This is a genomic window from Streptomyces sp. NPDC048600, assembly GCF_055587025.1.
In genome coordinates this window covers 220,173-240,680 of the sequence record NZ_JBVJGZ010000012.1, presented here as the reverse complement: position 1 = coordinate 240,680, position 20,508 = coordinate 220,173, and the positions used below count along the sequence as shown (strand labels likewise).

17 protein-coding genes are annotated in these 20,508 nt (G+C 72.4%); 5 read left to right on the top strand and 12 right to left on the bottom strand.

The window, feature by feature from the left end; translation table 11 throughout:
* Positions 1–598 precede the first annotated feature (598 nt).
* On the top strand, positions 599–1,645 hold the full coding sequence (gene trpS, locus ACZ6SQ_RS18870) for a tryptophan--tRNA ligase (protein ID WP_469563101.1): 1,047 nt from the start codon (positions 599–601) through the stop codon (positions 1,643–1,645).
* Between the two features lie 52 nt (positions 1,646–1,697).
* Here trpS and proC read toward each other — a convergent pair whose 3' ends face one another.
* The 6 genes from proC to ACZ6SQ_RS18840 all read right to left on the bottom strand — a co-directional run bounded on the left by proC (position 1,698) and on the right by ACZ6SQ_RS18840 (position 6,551).
* Positions 1,698–2,507 (bottom strand): pyrroline-5-carboxylate reductase, encoded by an 810-nt coding sequence (proC, locus tag ACZ6SQ_RS18865; RefSeq protein ID WP_386386225.1) that lies wholly within the window; start codon positions 2,505–2,507, stop codon positions 1,698–1,700.
* Positions 2,508–2,611: 104 nt separating this feature from the next.
* Positions 2,612–3,400 carry an ABC transporter permease gene (locus ACZ6SQ_RS18860; protein WP_469563097.1) on the bottom strand — a complete coding sequence of 263 codons (789 nt, stop codon included), beginning with the start codon at positions 3,398–3,400 and terminating at the stop codon, positions 2,612–2,614.
* Positions 3,397–4,209: an ABC transporter ATP-binding protein gene (locus ACZ6SQ_RS18855; RefSeq protein WP_469563094.1), complete on the bottom strand. Its 813-nt coding sequence runs from the start codon at positions 4,207–4,209 to the stop codon at positions 3,397–3,399. The genes ACZ6SQ_RS18860 and ACZ6SQ_RS18855 overlap by 4 nt, the downstream gene beginning before the upstream one ends.
* 425 nt (positions 4,210–4,634) lie before the next feature.
* Positions 4,635–5,405 (bottom strand): class I SAM-dependent methyltransferase, encoded by a 771-nt coding sequence (locus ACZ6SQ_RS18850; protein WP_469563091.1) that lies wholly within the window; start codon positions 5,403–5,405, stop codon positions 4,635–4,637.
* 159 nt (positions 5,406–5,564) lie between these two features.
* Positions 5,565–6,083: an EamA/RhaT family transporter gene (locus ACZ6SQ_RS18845; protein WP_469563089.1), complete on the bottom strand. Its 519-nt coding sequence runs from the start codon at positions 6,081–6,083 to the stop codon at positions 5,565–5,567.
* A 153-nt stretch (positions 6,084–6,236) separates the two neighbouring features.
* Positions 6,237–6,551, bottom strand: a complete 315-nt coding sequence (locus tag ACZ6SQ_RS18840) for an SH3 domain-containing protein (protein WP_469563088.1) — start codon at positions 6,549–6,551, stop codon at positions 6,237–6,239.
* Positions 6,552–6,729: 178 nt separating this feature from the next.
* Here ACZ6SQ_RS18840 and ACZ6SQ_RS18835 point away from each other — a divergent pair, with 178 nt between their 5' ends.
* Positions 6,730–8,835, top strand: coding sequence for a serine/threonine-protein kinase (locus ACZ6SQ_RS18835; RefSeq protein ID WP_469563086.1), 2,106 nt, complete (start codon positions 6,730–6,732; stop codon positions 8,833–8,835).
* A gap of 95 nt (positions 8,836–8,930) precedes the next feature.
* Here the strand turns inward: ACZ6SQ_RS18835 and ilvD are convergent, their stop codons facing one another.
* From ilvD to ACZ6SQ_RS18815, 4 genes are all read right to left on the bottom strand, one after another.
* A complete protein-coding gene (ilvD, locus tag ACZ6SQ_RS18830) occupies positions 8,931–10,784 on the bottom strand; it encodes a dihydroxy-acid dehydratase (RefSeq protein ID WP_469563083.1) in 1,854 nt (617 codons plus the stop codon).
* 178 nt (positions 10,785–10,962) lie between these two features.
* Positions 10,963–11,568 (bottom strand): TetR/AcrR family transcriptional regulator, encoded by a 606-nt coding sequence (locus ACZ6SQ_RS18825; protein WP_469563080.1) that lies wholly within the window; start codon positions 11,566–11,568, stop codon positions 10,963–10,965.
* Positions 11,565–12,389 carry a sugar phosphate isomerase/epimerase family protein gene (locus ACZ6SQ_RS18820; RefSeq protein ID WP_469563077.1) on the bottom strand — a complete coding sequence of 275 codons (825 nt, stop codon included), beginning with the start codon at positions 12,387–12,389 and terminating at the stop codon, positions 11,565–11,567. Before ACZ6SQ_RS18820 ends, ACZ6SQ_RS18825 begins: the two co-directional genes overlap by 4 nt.
* 133 nt (positions 12,390–12,522) lie before the next feature.
* Complete coding sequence (locus ACZ6SQ_RS18815) at positions 12,523–13,452, bottom strand: Ppx/GppA family phosphatase (protein WP_389338818.1); 930 nt, start codon at positions 13,450–13,452, stop codon at positions 12,523–12,525.
* A 95-nt stretch (positions 13,453–13,547) separates the two neighbouring features.
* Here ACZ6SQ_RS18815 and ACZ6SQ_RS18810 point away from each other — a divergent pair, with 95 nt between their 5' ends.
* The gene (locus ACZ6SQ_RS18810) at positions 13,548–14,396 is read left to right on the top strand and encodes a DUF3109 family protein (protein WP_386386246.1); all 849 of its coding nucleotides are present in this window, start codon (positions 13,548–13,550) and stop codon (positions 14,394–14,396) included.
* 4 nt (positions 14,397–14,400) lie between these two features.
* Here ACZ6SQ_RS18810 and ACZ6SQ_RS18805 read toward each other — a convergent pair whose 3' ends face one another.
* Complete coding sequence (locus tag ACZ6SQ_RS18805; RefSeq protein ID WP_469563075.1) at positions 14,401–16,119, bottom strand: BACON domain-containing protein; 1,719 nt, start codon at positions 16,117–16,119, stop codon at positions 14,401–14,403.
* A gap of 594 nt (positions 16,120–16,713) precedes the next feature.
* On the opposite strand from ACZ6SQ_RS18805, the gene radA reads away from it, so the two are divergent.
* On the top strand, positions 16,714–18,123 hold the full coding sequence (radA, locus tag ACZ6SQ_RS18800) for a DNA repair protein RadA (protein WP_469563073.1): 1,410 nt from the start codon (positions 16,714–16,716) through the stop codon (positions 18,121–18,123).
* Between the two features lie 80 nt (positions 18,124–18,203).
* Positions 18,204–19,328 (top strand): DNA integrity scanning diadenylate cyclase DisA, encoded by a 1,125-nt coding sequence (disA, locus tag ACZ6SQ_RS18795; protein WP_386386252.1) that lies wholly within the window; start codon positions 18,204–18,206, stop codon positions 19,326–19,328.
* Between the two features lie 145 nt (positions 19,329–19,473).
* On the opposite strand, the gene ACZ6SQ_RS18790 is transcribed toward disA, so the two are convergent.
* Positions 19,474–20,340, bottom strand: coding sequence for a hypothetical protein (locus tag ACZ6SQ_RS18790; RefSeq protein WP_469563069.1), 867 nt, complete (start codon positions 20,338–20,340; stop codon positions 19,474–19,476).
* Positions 20,341–20,508 lie beyond the last annotated feature (168 nt).

Below are 20,508 nucleotides of genomic sequence, written 5' to 3'. Positions count from 1 at the left end.
CGGTCTTGCGTTTCCGACTCTATCAGATCTTTCCGATCCGATTTCCTCGGTGCTTTCCAGGTTCCCGCTTTCGCGTTTCCCTTTCCGGCGGTTCCGACTCTATCAGATCCTTTCGGCGTCTGACTCCCAGTCAGGAGGGTTTGTCTTCCCGGCCGCTCGGGCCGTTCCGACGAGTGAGACTTTAGCGGATTCCCGGCGCCCGAGCTAATCGGGGGCCTGCGTCCTTTCGAACGCGGATTCCTCATTTCGCAAATACGCATGCCAATCATGCGGCAGCAGCAGGACAGACCGACTGCGTGTCGAGAATGGTTGGTACTTGCGGAATGGCTGTCCGGGGACCGACTCGGTCGGCGCTCACGTCGGACAACTCGGAGAACACTACGGACGGAGACACGCCGTGTCAACCTCCCCCTGAGCACCCACGTGAGGCGTACTGTGACCCCATGACTACGCGTACGTGCAACCAGCAGTGGTGGGCCGCCTGACGGCGGCCGGACTCACGTATGCGATCTTCGGCCGCCGCCTCGGCGGCCGTTCTTGTTTCTCCCTCCTGAGGGGCCGGCCGGTGGGTGCGGCGGTCCCGACCAGGAGGTAGGAGATGAAGCGGGTCTTCAGCGGGGTCAAGCCGACCGGGCATCTGACGCTGGGGAACTATCTGGGGGCCATGCGGCGGTGGGCCGCGGTGGACCAGCATCGGGCGGACGCGCTGTTCTGCGTCGTGGACCTGCACGCGCTGACCGTGGACCACGACCCCGCGCGGGTGCGGCGGCTGAGCCGGCAGGCGGCCACGCTGCTGCTGGCCTCGGGGCTGGACCCGGACCTGTGCACCGTGTTCGTGCAGAGCCATGTCGACGAGCACGCTCGGCTGTCGTACGTCATGGAGTGTGTGGCCACCGACGGGGAGATGCGGCGGATGGTCCAGTACAAGGAGAAGGCGGCGCGGGAGCGTGAGCGGGGCGGGAGTGTCCGGCTGTCGCTGTTGACGTATCCCGTGCTGATGGCGGCGGACATCCTGGCGTACGGGACGGACGAGGTGCCGGTGGGGGACGACCAGACACAGCATGTGGAGCTGACCCGGGATCTGGCGGTGCGGTTCAACCAGCGCTACGGGCACACCTTCGTGGTGCCGAGGGCGACGCATCCCGGGGTGGCCGCGCGGGTGATGAACCTCCAGGAACCGACGTCGAAGATGGGCAAGAGCGACGACGTGGGGCCAGGGATCGTCTATCTGCTGGACGAGCCGGACGTGGTGCGGCGGAAGGTCATGCGGGCCGTGACCGACAGCGGGAGCGACGTCGTGTACGACCGGGAGGCGCGGCCGGGCGTGGCGAATCTGCTGGAGATCCTCGCGGCGTGCACGGACGGGAACCCGGCGGAGCTGAGCGGTGCGTACGAGTCGTACGGCGCCTTGAAGAAGGACACCGCGGAGGCCGTGGTCGAACTCCTCAGGCCCCTACAGGCCAGGCACAAGGAGCTGTGCGCGGATCCCGCGTATGTGGAGGAGGTGCTGAGGGGCGGCGCGGAGAAGGCTCGGGCGATGGCCCGGCCGACCGTGGACGCCGCTTACCGGGCGATCGGGCTGCTGCCCGCCGCCGACGTCGGGGCCGGGGCCCGCTCGGGGGTGGCTGCGAAGGCGGCCTTCTGAAGGCACTGCTCCGGGCGCGGCGGGCTGGGTGGCCTGCCGCGCCCGGGGTGGGTCAGCTGTTGCCGGACGCGAGTTCGCGGCTGCGGTCGCGGGCGGCTTCGAGGGCGGCGATGAGGGCCGCCCGTACGCCGTGGTTCTCGAGCTCGCGGATGGCGTTGATGGTGGTGCCGGCGGGCGAGGTGACGTTCTCGCGGAGCTTGACCGGGTGTTCGCCGCTGTCGCGGAGCATCGTCGCGGCGCCGATGGCGGACTGGACGATGAGGTCGTGGGCCTTGTCGCGGGGCAGGCCGAGCAGGATGCCCGCGTCGGTCATGGCCTCGACCAGATAGAAGAAGTAGGCCGGGCCGGAGCCGGACAGGGCGGTGCAGGCGTCCTGCTGGGACTCGGGCACGCGCAGGGTCTTGCCGACGGCGCCGAAGATCTCCTCGGCGTGGGCCACGTGCTCGGCGGTGGCGTGGCTGCCCGCGGAGATGACGGACATGGCCTCGTCGACGAGGGCGGGCGTGTTCGTCATGACACGGACGACCGGGGTGCCGGCGGCGAGGCGCTCCTCGAAGAAGGAGGTGGGAATGCCCGCCGCGCCGCTGATGACCAGGCGGTCGGCGGGGATGTGCGGGGCGAGTTCGTCGAGGAGGCTGCCCATGTCCTGCGGCTTGACCGTGAGGATCAGGGTGTCGGCGGTCTTGGCGGCCTCGGCGTTGGTGACGGGGCTGACCCCGTAACGCGTGCGGAGTTCGTCGGCCCGTTCCTGACGGCGGGCGGTGACCAGGAGATCGGCGGGGGACCAGCCGCCACGGATCATTCCGCTGAGCAGGGCTTCGCCGATCTTGCCGGTGCCGAGGACTGCGACTTTCTGGGTCATGACTCAGGTGCCCTCCGGGATGTGCGTCGTCCGGGTTCATCCTCCCATCGGGGTGGCGCGGGCGGGGCCGCTGTCCGGTGGGCGGGACGGGCGCGGGCCGGGGGTCAGGTGGTGCGGCGGCGGAGGGTGGCGGCGCCGAGGCCCAGGACGAGCAGGGCGCATCCGGCGACGATCAGGACGTCGCGGACGAAGGCGGCGGTCATGTCGGTGTGCCTGAGGACCTCGTTCATACCGTCGACGGCGTACGACATCGGCAGCACGTCGGAGACGGCTTCCAGGGCGGGGTGCATGTTGTCGCGCGGGGTGAACAGTCCGCACAGCAGGAGCTGGGGAAAGATCACGGCCGGCATGAACTGGACGGCCTGGAACTCGGAGGAGGCGAAGGCGGAGACGAACAGACCGAGGGCGGTGCCGAGCAGGGCGTCGAGCAGCGCGACCAGGAGGAGCAGCCAGGCGGAGCCGGTGACGTCCAGGCCGAGGAACCACAGGGCGAGCCCGGTGGCGAGGGCGGACTGCACGACGGCCAGGGCGCCGAAGGCGAGGGCGTAGCCGGCGATCAGGTCGCCCTTGCCGAGGGGCATGGCGAGGAGGCGTTCGAGGGTGCCGGAGGTGCGTTCGCGCAGGGTGGCGATGGAGGTCACCAGGAACATGGTGATCAGCGGGAAGATGCCGAGGAGGGAGGCGCCGATGTTGTCGAAGACCTCGGGGCTGCCGTCGAAGACGTAGCGCAGCAGGAAGAGCATCACGCACGGGATGAGGATCATCATCGCGATGGTGCGCGGGTCGTGGCGCAGCTGGCGCAGGACGCGGGCGGCGGTGGCGAGGGTGCGGGAGGCGTTGAGGGCGCCGGTGGGGGCGTTCGCCGCGGGGGCCGGTGCGGTCGTGGTGGTCATCGGGCGGTCTCTTTCGGGGTCGCGGCGGCGGTCGCCTCGTCGACGAGGTGGAGGAAGGCCTCCTCGACGGTGTCCGTGCGGGTGCGGGTGCGCAGGGCGTCGGGGCTGTCGTCGGCGAGGATCAGTCCGTCGCGCATGAGCAGGAGGCGGTGGCAGCGCTCGGCTTCGTCCATGACGTGGGAGGAGACGAGGAGGGTGGTGCCGCGCCGGGTGGCGATGTCGTGGAAGAGGTTCCACAGGTCGCGGCGGAGTACGGGGTCGAGGCCGACGGTGGGTTCGTCGAGGACGAGCAGGTCGGGGGTGCCGAGGAGGGCGACGGCGAGGGAGACGCGGTTGCGCTGTCCGCCGGAGAGGTTGCCGGCCAGGGCGTCGGCGTGGCTGGTGAGGTCGACGTCGTCGATGGCGCGGGTGACGTCGGCATCGCGTCGCGCGGCGGCCGCGCGGCCGGGGGTGAGGATCGCCGCGAAGTAGTCGAGGTTCTGGCGGACAGTCAGGTCGTCGTAGACGGACGGGGCCTGGGTGACGTAGCCGATGCGGGTGCGCAGGCGGGGGTGGCCGGCGGGGTGGCCGAGTACGTCGAGGGTGCCGGTGACCTTGGCCTGGGTGCCGACGACGGCGCGCATGAGGGTGGACTTGCCGCAGCCGGAGGGGCCGAGGAGTCCGGTGATCTGGCCGCGCGGGACGGTGAAGTCGAGGCCGCGCAGGACGGTTCGGGGGCCGCGTACGACGGTGAGGCCGACGGCGTGGACGGCGGGGGTGTCCTGGAGTGCGGGGTGGGTGTCCGGCGGCTCGGACGAGTAATTCACCATGTGATGAATAATCCTCCGGGGTCCAGGGCGCGTCAAGCGTTCTGCGCTGCGGCGGTGGACTCGGGCCGGCTGCGTCGCGGGGCGAGGCGCGGGTGCTGTGGCAGGAGGCGCGGATCCTGTGGCGGGGCATCGCGGCGCTCTGATCCGTTACGGCCATGGGGCTCGTGGGTGGGAGGCCTTCGAGGGCGTCCCGGGCGGGTCGGCGTCGGCCGTGGCGAGGGCGGCGGCCTGGGACATCGGCCGAGTCGGGGCCGAGGACCGGGGGGAGGCCGGGATCGTCGTCCGGGTCCCGGGGCACTCAGCCATCCTGCGGCTGCCGCACGGAGGCGCGCCGCCCTGCGGTTCGAACGGGCGGCGCGCCGGGATCGTGCAGGTATGGGCCACGTGTGTGCGGCGGCCCTGGAGGGGTGGGCCGTCGCGTGGGATCAGACGGCGGTCAGGGCGACCAGCACGTCGAGGTCGTAGGTCTCTTCGACGATTCCGTCGGGGAAGACCCGCTGCAGGTGCCGGCGCTCCTCGGCGAAGAAGGCGGTGCGGCGTTCCTCGGTGTCGGTGAGGAGGATCGAGTGGCTGCCGAGGTTGGCGAGATGGGTGTCGAGGGAGACGCGGCGGCTCCAGCGCAGGTGCCGGCGTGCGAAGTCGAGGCGCCCTTCGGGGTCGGCGACTCCGGCGTGGGTGCCGATCTTCTTCTCCGCCTCGACGTCGATGTCGAAGTGGCGGGCCAGGCGGGCAGACGCCTCGGCGATCCACGGCACGTCCAGGGCGCTGGTGTTCCACCACAGCGCCAGCGCGCCGCCGGGGCGCAGCACGCGCTGGGCCTCCGGGACCGAGCGGGCGGGGTCGGTCCAGTGCCAGGACTGGGCGTAGGTGACGAGGTCGAGGGAGGCGGGGGCGAGGGGGAGGTGGTTGCCGTCGCCCCGGACCAGGGGCACGTCGGGGAGCGCCCTGCGGAACTCGGCGGCCATGCCGGGGCCGGGCTCGACCGCGATCACGTCGGCGCCCCGGGCTCGCAGCAGGGCGGTCGCCCGCCCCGTACCGGCGCCGACGTCCGCGACGCGGGCACCCTCGAGAGGGCGGCCGGCGAGTTCTTCGACGGCGTCGAGGAGGGCGGGTGGATACGAGGGGCGGTTGGCGGCGTACTGGGCCGCGGCCGCGTTGAAGGAGTGGGCTCGGGCGGAGCGGGTGGGAGCCGTCATGGGCTCATCGTGCCTCGGGGCCGGGCTCGGGGCGGGGGTTTCGGGCGGTCCCTGGCGGGGTGCCGGTGGGTTTCGGACGGTTGTCCGTGGCGGCGCTGGGGGTGGGACTTCCGGCCGCCTTCCTCAGGAACGGACGCCACGGGGTCGCCCTCGGCGTCGTCAGGAGCGGCGGCGCTTCTTGGACGGGTTGCCGGTACGGCGGGCCGAGCGCTTCTGGTGCTGCTCGAGGGCCGCCTCGTACTCCTGGCGGCGCAGCTTCTCGCCGGGGGCCTCGGTGAGTGAGCGGAAGAAGTAGGCGAGCAGGGAGCCGATGAAGCCGATGGCCAGCAGGCCGCGCAGGGAGGCCTGGCGGTCGGGGTCGGGGCGCTTGCGGTAGCTCTCCCAGGTGTGGCCGAAGGCGAGGGCGCTGGACCCCGCGAACATCACGATCACCAGGACCGTGACGAAGGAGCCGATGTCCGCGATCTCGAGGCCCTCGTAGGCGAAGCGCAGGACCAGGCAGGCGGCCGCGGCCAGGGCGAGCGAGCCGACGGCGGCACCGACGCGGCGCAGGCCGTAGCCGTTGTCGCGGTTCACCCAGGTGGTGCCGAAGAGGCGGATGGGCTCGGGGGCGGGGCCGCCGGGGTGGGAGCCCTCCGCCTGGTCCGGGGTGCCGTTGCCGTTCTGCTTGTCGCTCACGGCTCGATTATGTCCCGGGGCGGCGCGGGCTCCTCCGGGGGCACCCTGGGTCGGCCCACGTCGAAGGAGCCCACACGGAAGGAGCACCGGCCGAATCAGCCCTTGTCGAGGCGGCCGGGTCGCGCCGGGCCGGCTGTGCCCCGTCCCGTCCCGTCAGCCGCAGCGCGAGGCGACGTAACCGTCGCTGCCCGTGTTCACGTACGCGTCGGCGACGAACTCGCCGATGCTGATGTTGTCCCAGATGTTGGACGTGCCGTAGGGGCCGGTCACCGTGGTGCCGGGCGTCTGGCAGTAGATCGGGACCTTGGCGCCCTCGGGCAGGAGCCGCAGGATGCGGTAGCCGGTGCCCGGGCCGCTGCGGACGTTGAGACGGACGCCAGGGGCGACCGAGTAGTAGCGCAGGCCGGACGTCTCGGCGGACTGCGCCTCGATCGTGCCCTCGGCCTCTTCGGCGTGCTCGACAGCCATGGAAACCTCCCCCGTCGGCCCCGGCTCGGCGCGGGGGCCCGCTGATTGTCTCGAATCACGCCCTGAAAACACCGTGCGCGACTCGCACTTGGAGGCTAGCAAGCCGCCTCGGTATCGCACGAACCATCGACTAGGCTCCTCGCGTCGCGGGCGCGGACGAACGGCACGGGGGTGGTTCATGGCGCCGCAGGGCAACGCCGGCATCGACGCGGAAGCGGAACTTCCCGAGTACGCCGGGCACTACCTGTTGGAGTCATGTCTCGGCTCCGGCGGCATGGGCGTCGTCCATCAGGCGCGCAGCACCTCGGGGATGACGCTGGCCGTCAAGGTCGTGCATGCCGAGTTCGCCAGGGATCCCGAGTTCAGGGGCAGGTTCCGGCAGGAGGTGGCCGCGGCCCGACGGGTGAGCGGCGCGTTCACGGCGTCGGTGGTGGACGCCGACCCGGATGCCGAACGGCCCTGGATGGCGACCCTGTTCATCCCCGGCCCCACGCTCTCCGATCAGGTGAAGCGGAACGGGCCGATGAACACCGAGCAGTTGCGCCGGCTGATGGCGGGGCTGGCGGAGGCGCTGCGCGACATCCATCGGGTCGGTGTGGTGCACCGGGACCTGAAGCCGAGCAACGTCCTGCTCGCCGAGGACGGGCCGAAAGTGATCGACTTCGGGATCTCCCGTCCGAAGGACAGCGAACTGCGGACCGAGACCGGGAAGTTGATCGGTACGCCGCCGTTCATGGCTCCCGAGCAGTTCCGTCGCCCGCGTGAGGTCGGGCCCGCGGCCGACATCTTCGCGCTCGGGTCGGTGATGGTGCACGCGGCGACGGGCCGGGGTCCGTTCGACTCCGACAGCCCCTATGTCGTCGCCTACCAGGTCGTGCACGACGAGCCCGATCTGACCGGCGTCCCCGACGGCCTCGCCCCCCTGGTGTCGCGGTGTCTGGCCAAGGAGCCCGCGGAGCGGCCCACTCCGGACGAACTGATGCGGGAGCTGCGGTCGGTGGCCGCCTCCTACGACACCCAGGCGTTCATACCGACGCAGCGCACGGGCGGGGTGGAGCGGCCGGAGCCCCGCATGGAGGAACCGTCCCGTGCGGCGCCTCCCACGGCACCGCGCCGCTCGCGCCGACGGCTCGCCGTGGTCGCGGGCGGGGCGGCGCTCGTGCTGGCGGTCACCGGCACGGTTCTCGCCCTCGCCGGGGGCGGCGGGGAGCCCCGCCGCCCGGCCGGTGACCGGCATCCGGCCACGGCCGCGGTCCGCGCGTGGGAGACCCGCCCGGTACGGGGCGAGGAGGGTTCCGCCCAGTGCTCGTACGGGAGTTCGGCGGTGCTGTGCGCGCGGCCGGGGACGGTGTTCGCCCTCTCCCCGTCCGACGGTTCCGTGCTGTGGCGCACCGCCACAGCCGGTTCCCGGGTCAGCTCGCCGCCCGTGCTGTCGGGCGGTCTCGTGCAGCCCATGGCGGAGGAGAGCAGCCGGATGGCGGGCCTCGACCCCGCGTCGGGCGAGCCGCTCTGGGAACGGGAGATGCCCGCGCACGTCGCCCTCCGGCCGGCCGGAGACATGCTGCTGCTCACCGGGGCGGACGGCGGGATCACCGGGGTGGACAGCGCCACGGGCGAGCCGGTGTGGAGCCATCGCGTCGAGGGACTGAGCACGCCGTACTTCATGTCGTTCGCCGGGGATCCGCTGGCGTACGCCGTGGACGCGCTGAGTGACGGGAGCAGCAAGGTGGTGGCGCTCGACCCGGGGACGGGTGAGGTGCGGTGGAAGGCGGAGCTGCGGGGGGAGCTGAAGCCGGTCGGCTCCCACGAGGGATCCCTCTTCCTGGTGGCCGCCGACCAGTTGCACGAGGACGTGAGCGCGGTCGTGCGCTACGACCCGGCGAGCGGTACGTCGCGCCGGGTGCAGTTGCCCGTGTCGCGCGACGATCCGCGGGTCGGCGTACGCGGGAACACGGTCTATCTGCTGACCGCGGGCGGTTCGCTGGAGGCGGTGGACATGGACGCGGGCAAGCGGATCTGGATCCTGGAGACCGCCGTGAGCCGTGGCTCGGATCCGGTCGCCGACAGCGGGCAGGTGTACGTCTCCACCCCCGACGGACGTCTCCTCGCGGTGGACGCGGGCAACGGCCGGCTGCTGGGGCAGACGCCTCCGCGCCCCGCCGACGCCTCGGACGTCGTACCCGCCTATCTGCCCGCGCCGGTCGTCTCCGGCACGCGCGTGTACGCCTCCGCCCCCGACGGCACAGTGTTCTCCGTGGCGGCCCGGAACCCGGCGGTCTGGTGACATGACGAAGGGCCGCCTCCCGGAAGGGAAGGCGGCCCGTGGGGAGGCCGGCCGCGAAGGAACGGGACGGCCCCCGGGGGGGGACTTCAGGGGTCTCAGCCCAGCTTCGTCACGTCCCGCACGGCGCCCTTGTCCGCGCTGGTGGCCATCGCCGCGTACGCGCGCAGCGCCGCGGACACCTTGCGCTCACGGTTCCTGGGCGCGTACACCCCGCCCAACGCCTGCTCGCGGCGGGCGAGTTCGGCGTCGTCGACGAGCAGCTCGATCGTCCGCCGCGGGATGTCGATGCGGATGCGGTCGCCGTCCTCGACCAGGGCGATGGTGCCGCCCGAGGCCGCCTCGGGGGAGGCGTGGCCGATCGACAGGCCCGAGGTGCCGCCGGAGAAGCGGCCGTCGGTGATCAGGGCGCAGGCCTTTCCGAGGCCCCGGCCCTTGAGGTACGAGGTCGGGTAGAGCATCTCCTGCATGCCGGGGCCGCCCTTGGGGCCCTCGTAGCGGATGACGACGACGTCGCCCTCCTTGACCTGCTGGGTGAGGATCTTCTGGACGGCCTCCTCCTGCGACTCGCAGACGACGGCCGGGCCCTCGAAGGTCCAGATCGACGGGTCGACACCGGCCGTCTTGACCACACAGCCGTCGACGGCGAGGTTGCCCTTGAGGACGGCGAGGCCGCCGTCCTTGGAGTAGGCGTGCTCGGCGGAGCGGATGCAGCCGTTCTCGGCGTCGGTGTCGAGGGTGTCCCAGCGCTCGGACTGGGAGAAGGCCTCCGCGGAGCGCACACAGCCCGGGGCCGCGTGCCACAGCTCCACGGCCTCGGGGGAGGGCGAACCGCCGCGCACGTCCCAGGTCTTGAGCCAGTCCGCGAGGGTGGCGCTGTGGACGGAGTTGACGTCCTCGTTCAGCAGGCCCGCGCGGTGCAGTTCACCGAGGAGGGCGGGGATGCCGCCGGCGCGGTGGACGTCCTCCATGTAGTACGTACGGTCCTTGGCCACGTTCGGCGCGACCTTGGCCAGGCACGGCACGCGGAGCGAGACCGCGTTGATCTCGTCGAGTCCGAAGGGCACGCCCGCCTCCTGGGCGGCGGCCAGCAGGTGCAGGATCGTGTTGGTGGAGCCGCCCATGGCGATGTCGAGGGCCATGGCGTTCTCGAAGGCCGCGAAGGTGGCGACGGAGCGCGGCAGGACGGTGTCGTCGTCCTGCTCGTAGTAGCGCCGGGTGATGTCCATGACCGTGCGGGCGGCGTCCTCGTAGAGGCGGCGGCGGGCCGTGTGGGTGGCCAGGACCGAGCCGTTGCCGGGCAGGGACAGGCCGATCGCCTCGGTGAGGCAGTTCATCGAGTTGGCGGTGAACATGCCCGAACAGGAGCCGCAGGTCGGACAGGCGTTCTCCTCGATGCGGAGGATGTCCTCGTCCGAGATCTTGTCGTTCACCGCGTCGGAGATCGCGTCGACCAGGTCGAGGGTACGGACCGTGCCGTCGACCAGGGTGGCCCGGCCGGACTCCATGGGGCCGCCGGAGACGAAGACCGTCGGGATGTTCAGGCGCAGGGCCGCGTTGAGCATGCCCGGGGTGATCTTGTCGCAGTTGGAGATGCAGACCAGGGCGTCGGCGCAGTGCGCCTCGACCATGTACTCCACCGAGTCGGCGATCAGGTCGCGGGAGGGCAGGGAGTACAGCATGCCGCCGTGGCCCATCGCGATGCCGTCGTCCACGGCGATCGTGTTGAACTCGCGCGGGATGCCGCCCGCCTCCCGGATCGCCTCGCTGACGATCCGGCCGACCGGCTGGAGGTGGGTGTGGCCGGGCACGAACTCGGTGAAGGAGTTGGCGACGGCGATGATGGGCTTCCGGCCGATGTCCGCACCGGGTACACCGGAGGCGCGCATAAGGGCGCGGGCGCCCGCCATGTTGCGGCCGTGGGTGACTGTGCGGGACCTCAGCTCGGGCATCGTCGCTCGCTCCTTCAGAGACTGCGATCAGAGAAGACTTGCGGTCAGAGAGACCTCTGACTGCTAACGAGCGTACGCCGGTCATCCAGGTGCCGGGACGCGCTGTCCGGAATGCGGGACGCGTATCTCAGTGCGACCGCCCCTGCGACTTCTTGTGCGAACGGGCCGCGGAGGGGGCTCAGGACCCGGTCAGATGCAGCTGTACGACCGGGGCCAGCCGCGCGACGATCTGCTCCGGCTCGGCCGAGGCCAGCGGCTCCACCTTGATCACGTACCGCAGCATCGCCGTACCGACCAGCTGCGCCGCCGCCAGCTCGGCCCGCAGCTCGGCGTCGGGCGCGTCCAGCTCCCCGGCGATCCGGCGCAGCAGCTGGGCGGCGACCAGATGCCGGAAGACGGCGGCGGCGGTCTCGTTGTTGACGGCGGAGCGCACCACGGCGAGCAGGGACGTACGGGTGGCCGGGTTCTCCCAGACGCCGAAGAAGAAGCGGGTCAGCCGCTCCCCCACACCGTCCAGCGGGCCGTCGGCGACGGAGTCCGCGGCGCTGATCGCGGGCGCGATGCTGTCCTCGATGGCCGCCTCGAACACCTGCTCCTTGGTGCCGAAGTAGTGGTGGACCAGTGCCGGGTCGACCTCGGCAGCCTTGGCGATGCCGCGGACGGACGTCTTCTCGTAGCCCCGCTCGGAGAACTGCGCGCGGGCCGCGGCGAGGATGCGGTCGCGGGTGTCCGCGGACTCGGCGCGCGGCGGCCGGCCCCGGCGCCGGGAGGTCTGCGCGGTCATGGCCTCGGCACCCTCGCCGCCGACGCCAGGTGCAGCCGGGTGTAGGCCAGGGCCTCGGCGAGGTCGGCCTCGCGCTCCGCGCTGGACATGGCGCGCCGGGTGTTGACCTCGATGACGACATGGCCGTCGAAGCCGGTCCGGGCGAGCCGCTCCAGCACCTCGGCGCAGGGCTGGGTGCCGCGGCCGGGCACCAGGTGCTCGTCCTTCGCGGAGCCGCGGCCGTCGGCGAGATGGACGTGGCCGAGCCGGTCGCCCATGCGGTCGATCATCTGGATCGCGTCGGTGCGGGCGGTCGCGGTGTGGCTGAGGTCGATCGTGAAGTGGCGGTAGTCGTCCTTGGTGACGTCCCAGTCGGGGGCGTACGCGAGCATCTCGCGGTCGCGGTAGCGCCAGGGGTACATGTTCTCGACGGCGAACCGCACATCGGTCTCGTTCGCCATCCGCCAGATCCCGCCGACGAAGTCGCGGGCGTACGAGCGCTGCCAGCGAAAGGGCGGATGGACGACGACGGTGGTGGCGCCGAGCTTCTCGGCGGCCGTGCGGGCCCGCTGGAGCTTGGTCCAGGGGTCCGTCGACCAGACGCGCTGCGTGATGAGCAGGCAGGGGGCGTGCACGGCGAGGATCGGCACACCGTGGTGGTCGCCGAGCCGGCGCAGGGCGTCGACGTCCTGGCTGACCGGGTCGTTCCAGACCATGACCTCGACACCGTCGTAGCCGAGGCGCGCGGCGATCTCGAAGGCCGTCGCCGTGGACTCCGGGTAGACGGAGGCCGTGGACAGCGCGACCTTCGCATCCGGAATACGCACGACTGGATCTGCCACGAGCTACAGCGTACGTGTCTTTGGCGGGCGGGCCGGGGGAGATGGCCGCCTGTGCGCCGTTCTTCACTTCGGCAGGCAGGCGGGCCCCGCGGCCCTGTACCCGGGTACGCCCCCGAACCCCCGAAAACGCCCTCTACGTCGGCATATGGTCCAGCTTGCGCAGAATGACGCCCTCCCTGAGGGCCCACGGACACACCTCCAGGGTCTCCACCCCGAACAGGTCCATCGCGCCCTCGGCCACCAGCGCGCCCGCCAGCAGCTGGCCCGCTCGCCCCTCGGAGACGCCGGGCAGCTCACAGCGCTCGGCGGTGGTCATGCCCGCCAGCCGCGGCACCCAGGCCTCCAGGGACTCGCGCTTGAGGTCGCGCTGGACGTAGAGGCCGTCCGCGGAACGGGCGGCGCCGCCGATGCGGGCGAGCTGCCGGAAGGTCTTGGAGGTGGCGACCACATGGTCGGGGGCGCCGAAGCGGCTGAACTCACCGACCGTACGGGCGATCTGGGCGCGGACATGACGACGCAGGGCCCTTATGTCGTCGGGGTCGGGAGGGTCGCCGGGAAGCCAGCCGGCGGTGAGACGGCCGGCACCGAGCGGCAGGGAGACGGCCGCGTCGGGCTCCTCGTCGATGCCGTAGGCGATCTCCAGGGAGCCGCCGCCGATGTCCAGGACCAGCAGCTTTCCGGCCGACCAGCCGAACCAGCGCCGGACCGCGAGAAAGGTGAGCCGGGCCTCCTCGGCACCGCTGAGGACCTGGAGCGCGACGCCGGTCTCCTCGTGTACGCGGGTGAGGACCTCGTCGGCGTTGGTGGCCTCGCGCACGGCGGAGGTGGCGAACGGGAGCAGCTCCTCCACGCCCTTGTCCTCGGCCGCCTGGAGGGCGTCGTGGACTACGGCGATCAGCTGCTCCACCCCGTCGGGTCCGATGGCCCCGGCCTCGTCGAGCAGCTGGGCCAGGCGCAGGTCCGCCTTGTGCGAGTGTGCGGGCAGCGGCCGTGCGCCGGGGTGCGCGTCCACCACCAGCAGATGCACCGTATTGCTTCCCACGTCCAGGACACCGAGTCTCATGTACGGAACGCTACTGCCAGCCGGGCCGTGCTCCGCCCCTCGGGACGTGAGCGGAGCGGTCCCGCCAGGGGTGTTCGGCGACTTACCCTGGACGGGTGCCAAAGACGAAAAAGGCGAAGGACGACAAGAAGGTCAAATCGGCCGTGGATTCTTCGCGGGCGAAAGCACCGAAGCTGTCGAAGAAGGCCCTGGAAGCCGATGAGAAGGGGCTCGACTTCGCCCGCGCATGGGTGGAGTTCCCCGATCCGGCGGACGACGAGCAGATCTTCCGTTGCGATCTGACCTGGCTGACCTCCCGGTGGAACTGCATCTTCGGAAGCGGCTGCCAGGGCATCCAGGCGGGCCGCGCGGCCGACGGGTGCTGTTCGCTGGGCGCCCACTTCTCCGACGAGGACGACGAGAAGCGCGTCGCCGAGCACGTGGCGCGGCTCACGCCGGAGATCTGGCAGCACCACGACGAGGGCACGGAGCACGGCTGGGTCTCCGAGGACGACGAGGGCTCGCGCCAGACCCGCCCGTTCAACGGCTCGTGCATCTTCCAGAACCGCCCCGGCTTCGCGGGCGGGGCGGGCTGCTCGCTGCACATCCTGGCCCTGAAGGAGGGCCGCGAGCCGCTGGAGACCAAGCCGGACGTGTGCTGGCAGCTGCCGGTCCGGCGCACGTACGACTGGATCGACCGCCCCGACGACACCCGTGTTCTCCAGGTCTCCATCGGTGAGTACGACCGCCGCGGCTGGGGTCCGGGCGGCCACGACCTGCACTGGTGGTGCACCTCGGCGACCTCGGCGCACGGCGCGGGCGATCCGGTCTACGTCTCCTACCGGGCGGAACTGACCGAACTGATGGGCAAGGCCGGCTACGACCGCCTGGTCGAACTGTGCGAGCAGCGCCTGGCCTCGCAGCTCCCCCTGCTGGCCCCGCACCCGGCGGACCCGGTCGGCTGATCGCCTACGACGTGGAGGGGCTCGGGTCGCCGCTGTCGCTCGGCGGCGGCGACGAGCCCGGGTCGGTCGGCGCGGAGCTGCTGGGAGTCGGCTCGGGGGTGGGCGTCGAGGGCGGCTGGCTCGGGGTCGGCTCGGCGGAGGACGCCGTCGGCGTGGGGGCCGGGTCGACGGGTGGGGGGTTCCCGGGGCTGCTGGGCCGCGGCTCCGGCGCGGGGTCGGTGGGGCCGGGGACGGTGCCGTAGCCCTCGATGGAGACGATGACGCCCGCGGGCGAGACGGCCACGCGCGCGTGCCAGTGCCCGGAGGGCTCGCGGAGCGGGTCGACGTACACCTTGACCGTCACCGACTCTCCGGGCCGCAGGGTTCCCGACGACCGGCTCAGATACAGCCAGCGGGCTCCGGTCGCGGCCGACCACCGCACGGGCTCGTCGCCGGAGGCTGTGAGCGTGATGAGGGTGGTGTCACCGCTGGTCCCGGCCGTCACCTCGAGCTGCGCTGGACCCTTCGTACCGACCCCGTTGACGCTGATGACCTCGACGGACACATCGGACGCGCCCTCGCCGAAGCCGCCGCCGGGCCGGGTGCTGGCGTTGCCGGCGTTCTCGTAGCCGCCGCCGGCGGCGGACCCTTCGAGGCCGCCGGGCCCGTGGTCCCGGCCGGCGGTGGCGCCGGGGCCGCCGCCCTCGCCGTCGTCGACGAGGGGCCCGCCTCGGTAGGCGGACCACAGAGCGATCACCGGCGCGGCGACGACGGTGGCGACCACGGTCGTCGTGACGGCACGCGCGCGCAGCCGGTCGCGGCGGGCGGCGCGGTCCTTCGGGTCCATCGGGAAGCCGCGCCGGTCGAAGCGGGGGACGGCCGCGCCCCGCGCGCGCGGGTGGTGCGCCATCGCGACGTGCAGGGCCGCGCGGGGGGCCTCCAGTACGGGCAGCGCCTCGGGTGTGACGCTCGCGCCGGGCCAGCGGCCGGGCACGGCACGTTCCGCGGCGCGCCGGCAGCGGGGGCAGTCGTCGACGTGCCGGACCAGTTCGCGGCGCAGGGCGGTGCTGAGCACGAGCTGCTGGTCGCCGGTGAGACGGGCGACGCCGGGGCAGCCGCCGGTCTCCACGACGGCGAGCACCGCGCGGGTGCGTTCCACCTCGCAGGCGGCGGAGGCGAGGAGTTCGCGGGCGGCGGCGAGGTCCAGGCCCAGCACGGCGGCGACCTCGTGGGCGGCCAGGTGATGCCGTACGGCCAGCTCAAGGGCCTCGCGCTGCTCCGGGCTGGTGCCGGCCGCCTCCGGCCAGGCGAGCAGGGCCAGTTCGCGGCGCCGCCGCTGCTGCACCTCCTCGGAGACGGGCGGTCCCTGGGCCGGGACCGGCCTGGGCCGGGGGCCGTGGCGGCCCGCCGCGTGGCCGGGCTGACGTTTCTGCCTGGCCTCCGCCATCTTCCGCAGGCACGACCAGCGGGCCAGGGCGTACAGCCAGGCCCTGCGGTCGTCGGCGGCCTCGGGCGCGCGCCCGCCCCGCCGCTCCGCGAGCGCCAGTACGTCACCCAGCGCGGCCGTCGCGGTGTCGTGGTCGCACAGTACGGACAGGCAGTAGGTGAACAGCCCGTCCAGGTACGGCTCGTAGCGCGCAGGCGTCCGCTGCGCCAGCGTCCTCGCGGCGCCGCGGTCACGCGCCTCGCGGTGCGCCCGGTGTGCGCCGGTGGTGCGGGTCGAGGTTTCCGGGCTGCTGCTCATCACCCGTGCGACCGTAGGCGGCCGATGGCCGGCCATTCCGGCAGCTTGAGCACATTTACTCCGTACGGGTGAAACGATCCCTCATAAGGGGACACGCGGTGGTCCTGCCCTGGCCTGTTCCCCTGCACAACTGGCCGATTCCGGGTGCTGCCGGGTTGTTGCCGAGGCGGGGGCGTCGCGCAGCTCGGCGTCAGCGAGGTGCCTCCCCCAGAGGGGGACCCCCAGCCCACCCGCGCCGCCCTGGGGGTACCTCCCAGGCCCTTAAGGCACTGGGGGAGGCACGCATGCCCGCGGCGGGGGGGGCGCGCAGCCCGGGGCGACGGCGGCGCGCAGGCGGGGGCGGCTGCAGGCCGCGGGCAGCGGGGAGCGGCCACGGCCCGGGGCATCAGGCGCGTACGGCGGGGAGGGGACGGGGCGGGGGGTGTCCGCCCGCAGCGGCCGCCGTCAAATGCCAGAGCCCCCATAAGTAACTGGTTCGGCGGACCGAGGACGGATCCCCCCCGCCCCGGCCCCGCACCCCCCACCCACGTAGCGCGCTACAGCAGCAGGCCGCCGCAGGCACCCCTGTCAGTGCCGACCGCTACCGTTTCCCCCATGGCCGCCCGTACGAAGACCGCCAAGGACCGCCCCTCCTACCGCTGCACCGAATGCGGCTGGCAGACCGCGAAGTGGCTAGGCCGCTGCCCGGAGTGCCAGGCATGGGGCACGATCGAGGAGTACGGCACGCCCGCGGTCCGCACGACCGCCCCCGGCCGCGTCACCACCTCCGCCCTCCCCATCGCCCAGGTGGACGGCCGCCAGGCCACCGCCCGCACCACCGGCGTCCCCGAACTCGACCGCGTACTCGGCGGCGGCCTGGTCCCCGGAGCGGTCGTCCTGCTCGCCGGCGAACCGGGCGTGGGCAAGTCCACCCTCCTCCTCGACGTGGCCGCGAAGGCCGCGAGCGACGAGCACCGCACCCTGTACGTCACCGGCGAGGAGTCCGCGAGCCAGGTCCGCCTCAGAGCGGACCGCATCGGCGCGCTCGCCGACGACCTCTACCTCGCCGCGGAGACCGACCTCGCCGCCGTACTCGGCCACTTGGACGCCGTGAAGCCGTCGCTGCTCATCCTCGACTCGGTGCAGACCGTCGCCTCCCCCGAGATCGAGGGCGCCCCCGGCGGCATGGCGCAGGTCCGCGAGGTCGCCGGCGCGCTCATCCGCGCCTCCAAGGAGCGTGGCATGTCCACCCTCCTGGTGGGCCATGTCACGAAGGACGGCGCGATCGCGGGCCCGCGCCTGCTGGAGCACCTCGTGGACGTCGTCCTGCACTTCGAGGGCGACCGCCACGCCCGCCTCCGCCTGGTGCGCGGCGTCAAGAACCGCTACGGCGCCACGGACGAGGTCGGCTGCTTCGAGCTGCACGACGAGGGGATCACGGGCCTCGCCGACCCCAGCGGCCTGTTCCTGACCCGCCGCGCGGAACCCGTGCCGGGCACCTGCCTGACCGTCACCCTGGAGGGCAAACGCCCCCTGGTCGCGGAGGTCCAGGCACTCACGGTCGACTCCCAGATCCCCTCCCCCCGCCGCACCACCTCCGGCCTGGAGACGTCCCGGGTGTCGATGATGCTCGCGGTGCTGGAACAGCGGGGCAGAATCAGCGCACTGGGCAAAAGGGACATCTACTCCGCGACGGTCGGCGGAGTGAAACTCTCCGAGCCCGCCGCGGACCTGGCGGTGGCCCTCGCCCTGGCCTCCGCGGCCAGCGACACCCCCCTGCCCAAGAATCTCGTGGCGATCGGTGAGGTCGGTCTCGCCGGCGAGGTCAGACGGGTCACGGGCGTGCAGCGCAGACTGGCCGAGGCACACCGTCTGGGCTTCACGCACGCCCTGGTACCGGCCGACCCGGGCAAGATCCCGCCGGGTATGAAGGTGCTGGAAGTCGCGGACATAGGGGACGCGCTCAGGGTTCTGCCGCGCTCGCGTCGCCGAGAGGCCCCCCGGGAGGCGGAGGAGCGCCGGTAGACTTTGCCCTGGTCTCGCCCGTCCGTACGAACCGCGTGCGCGTACGGGAGCGCCCCAGAACCCGCGACCGGAGGAGTGCAGTGGCAGCCAACGACCGGGCAGCAGCTCCCGGAAAGTCCGGTGGGAGTGCCGGTTCCGATGGTCTGATGCGCGCTTCCCTGAGCGCCGTGGCGCCGGGTACGGCGCTGCGCGACGGCCTGGAGCGCGTGCTCCGCGGCAACACCGGCGGCCTGATCGTGCTGGGCTCGGACAAGACCGTCGAGACCATGTGCACGGGCGGCTTCGTACTGGACGTGGAGTTCAGCGCGACCAGGCTGCGCGAGCTGTGCAAGCTGGACGGCGGCATCGTGGTGTCGTCCGACCTGTCGAAGATCCTGCGGGCGGGCGTGCAGCTCGTGCCGGACCCCACGATCCCGACGGAAGAGACCGGCACCCGGCACCGCACGGCGGACCGTGTCTCGAAGCAGGTCGGCTTCCCGGTGGTGTCGGTCTCGCAGTCGATGCGCCTGATCGCGCTGTACGTGGACGGCCAGCGCCGGGTCCTGGAGGACTCGGCGGCGATCCTGTCCCGGGCCAACCAGGCCCTGGCGACCCTGGAGCGCTACAAGCTGCGCCTGGACGAGGTCGCGGGGACGCTGTCGGCGCTGGAGATCGAGGACCTGGTGACGGTCCGGGACGTCTCGGCCGTGGCGCAGCGCCTGGAGATGGTCCGCCGTATCGCCACCGAGATCGCCGAGTACGTCGTCGAACTGGGCACGGACGGACGGCTCCTGGCGCTCCAGCTCGACGAGCTGATCGCGGGCGTGGAGCCCGAGCGCGAGCTGGTCGTACGGGACTACGTGCCCGAGCCGACGGCCAAGCGCTCCCGCACGGTGGACGAGGCACTGGCGGAGCTCGACGCACTGAGCCACGCGGAACTGCTCGAACTGTCCACGGTGGCAAGGGCGTTGGGTTACACGGGCTCGCCCGAGACGCTCGACTCGGCGGTCTCGCCGCGCGGTTTCCGTCTGCTGGCGAAGGTCCCGAGGCTGCCCGGCGCGATCATCGACCGCCTGGTGGAGCACTTCGGCGGCCTTCAGAAGCTGCTCGCCGCGAGCGTGGACGACCTCCAGACGGTGGACGGCGTGGGCGAGGCGCGCGCCCGCAGTGTGCGCGAGGGCCTGTCCCGCCTGGCGGAGTCGTCGATCCTGGAACGCTACGTCTGAGACGGGCCGGCCGACCGGCCCCGAAACGGATAGCGGAACCCGCCACCCCGAAACGGGTCACCCCGCAACTGGTCACGCCGGAGCCGAAAGCCCCGAAACGGACCGCCCCGGAACGGGTCACCCCAAAACTGGTCGCCCCGAAAAACTAGTCGGCCTTCAGCAGGAACGACGTCTGCGCCTTGGCGAACCCCGCGGACCGCGCCTCGACGAGGTACGTCCCCGCCCCGGCCACCCCTGCCGGAGGCGTACCGCACTCGGCGGCGCTCGGCTTGCGGTCCCACTCCACGGTGTAGGTGATGCTGCTGCCCGCGGGCACCCGGTACAGCCGGCCGGCGGCGCCCTCCGGGCAGTCGGCCGAAGACCAGTACGGGTCGTCCTCGTTGGTCCGCGTGATGGTCAACACCGCACCCTTGGGCCCGAGATCGACCTTGCAGTCGCTGCCGGAAGAGTTCTTCGCGGTGATCTGGAACGAGGGCGTCTGGTCCGGCGAGTAGGAGTTGTGCAGGCTGCGCAGGGTCAACGTCACGGCGTTGGAAGTGCAGTTGGGCAGCGAGGAGCTCGCGGGCAGGGCGCTGACGGAACCACCGCCGCTGTCGACGGCACCTCCCGCGGATCCCGAGCCACCGGCGCCGGACCCGTCGCCCCCGTCGGAGCCGCCCGCCCCGGAACCGTTGGCGCCGTCGGAGTCGTCGCCGGTGCCGGACCCCGCGTCACCGCCGGAGCCGGACCCCGATCCGGAGCCTGACCCGTCGGACCCCCCGTCGCCCGACTCGTCGCGCCCGCCCGGGGCTTGACTGATCGCCGGCCCCGAACCGGAGGGACCGGGAGTGATGGTGGAGGGCGCGGGATTCTTGCCGTTGGTGCCCTGCGCGTCCTTCCTGCCGCCGCCGCCCGAGGCGACGACCCAGGTGGCCAGCAGCGCCAACAAGGCGACCATGGACACCAGAACGACCCTCCGTCGCCAGTAGATGGAGGAGGGAAGCGGCCCGACCGGATTGCGCAGAGATCCCACGGCGCAAACTGTACGAGAGATCGGCGCCTCAGCCTGCCCCACCCGCCGTTGATCGCATCAACTTTTCCGGATCATCATCCCGGACTCCCCGACGAGCGTTCGCAGTCGCGCGCCTTGCACCTCTGGCCAAGGCCCCCCGGCGGCTCGGCCCACCCCGCCACACGCCCC

Coding starts and splice junctions, on each gene's coding strand:
- trpS (WP_469563101.1), top strand. CDS start 599: ATGAAGCGGGTCTTCAGCGGGGTCAAGCCGACCGGGCATCTGACGCTG.
- proC (WP_386386225.1), bottom strand. CDS start 2,507: ATGACCCAGAAAGTCGCAGTCCTCGGCACCGGCAAGATCGGCGAAGCC.
- ACZ6SQ_RS18860 (WP_469563097.1), bottom strand. CDS start 3,400: ATGACCACCACGACCGCACCGGCCCCCGCGGCGAACGCCCCCACCGGC.
- ACZ6SQ_RS18855 (WP_469563094.1), bottom strand. CDS start 4,209: ATGGTGAATTACTCGTCCGAGCCGCCGGACACCCACCCCGCACTCCAG.
- ACZ6SQ_RS18850 (WP_469563091.1), bottom strand. CDS start 5,405: ATGACGGCTCCCACCCGCTCCGCCCGAGCCCACTCCTTCAACGCGGCC.
- ACZ6SQ_RS18840 (WP_469563088.1), bottom strand. CDS start 6,551: ATGGCTGTCGAGCACGCCGAAGAGGCCGAGGGCACGATCGAGGCGCAG.
- ACZ6SQ_RS18835 (WP_469563086.1), top strand. CDS start 6,730: ATGGCGCCGCAGGGCAACGCCGGCATCGACGCGGAAGCGGAACTTCCC.
- ilvD (WP_469563083.1), bottom strand. CDS start 10,784: ATGCCCGAGCTGAGGTCCCGCACAGTCACCCACGGCCGCAACATGGCG.
- ACZ6SQ_RS18825 (WP_469563080.1), bottom strand. CDS start 11,568: ATGACCGCGCAGACCTCCCGGCGCCGGGGCCGGCCGCCGCGCGCCGAG.
- ACZ6SQ_RS18815 (WP_389338818.1), bottom strand. CDS start 13,452: ATGAGACTCGGTGTCCTGGACGTGGGAAGCAATACGGTGCATCTGCTG.
- ACZ6SQ_RS18805 (WP_469563075.1), bottom strand. CDS start 16,119: ATGAGCAGCAGCCCGGAAACCTCGACCCGCACCACCGGCGCACACCGG.
- radA (WP_469563073.1), top strand. CDS start 16,714: ATGGCCGCCCGTACGAAGACCGCCAAGGACCGCCCCTCCTACCGCTGC.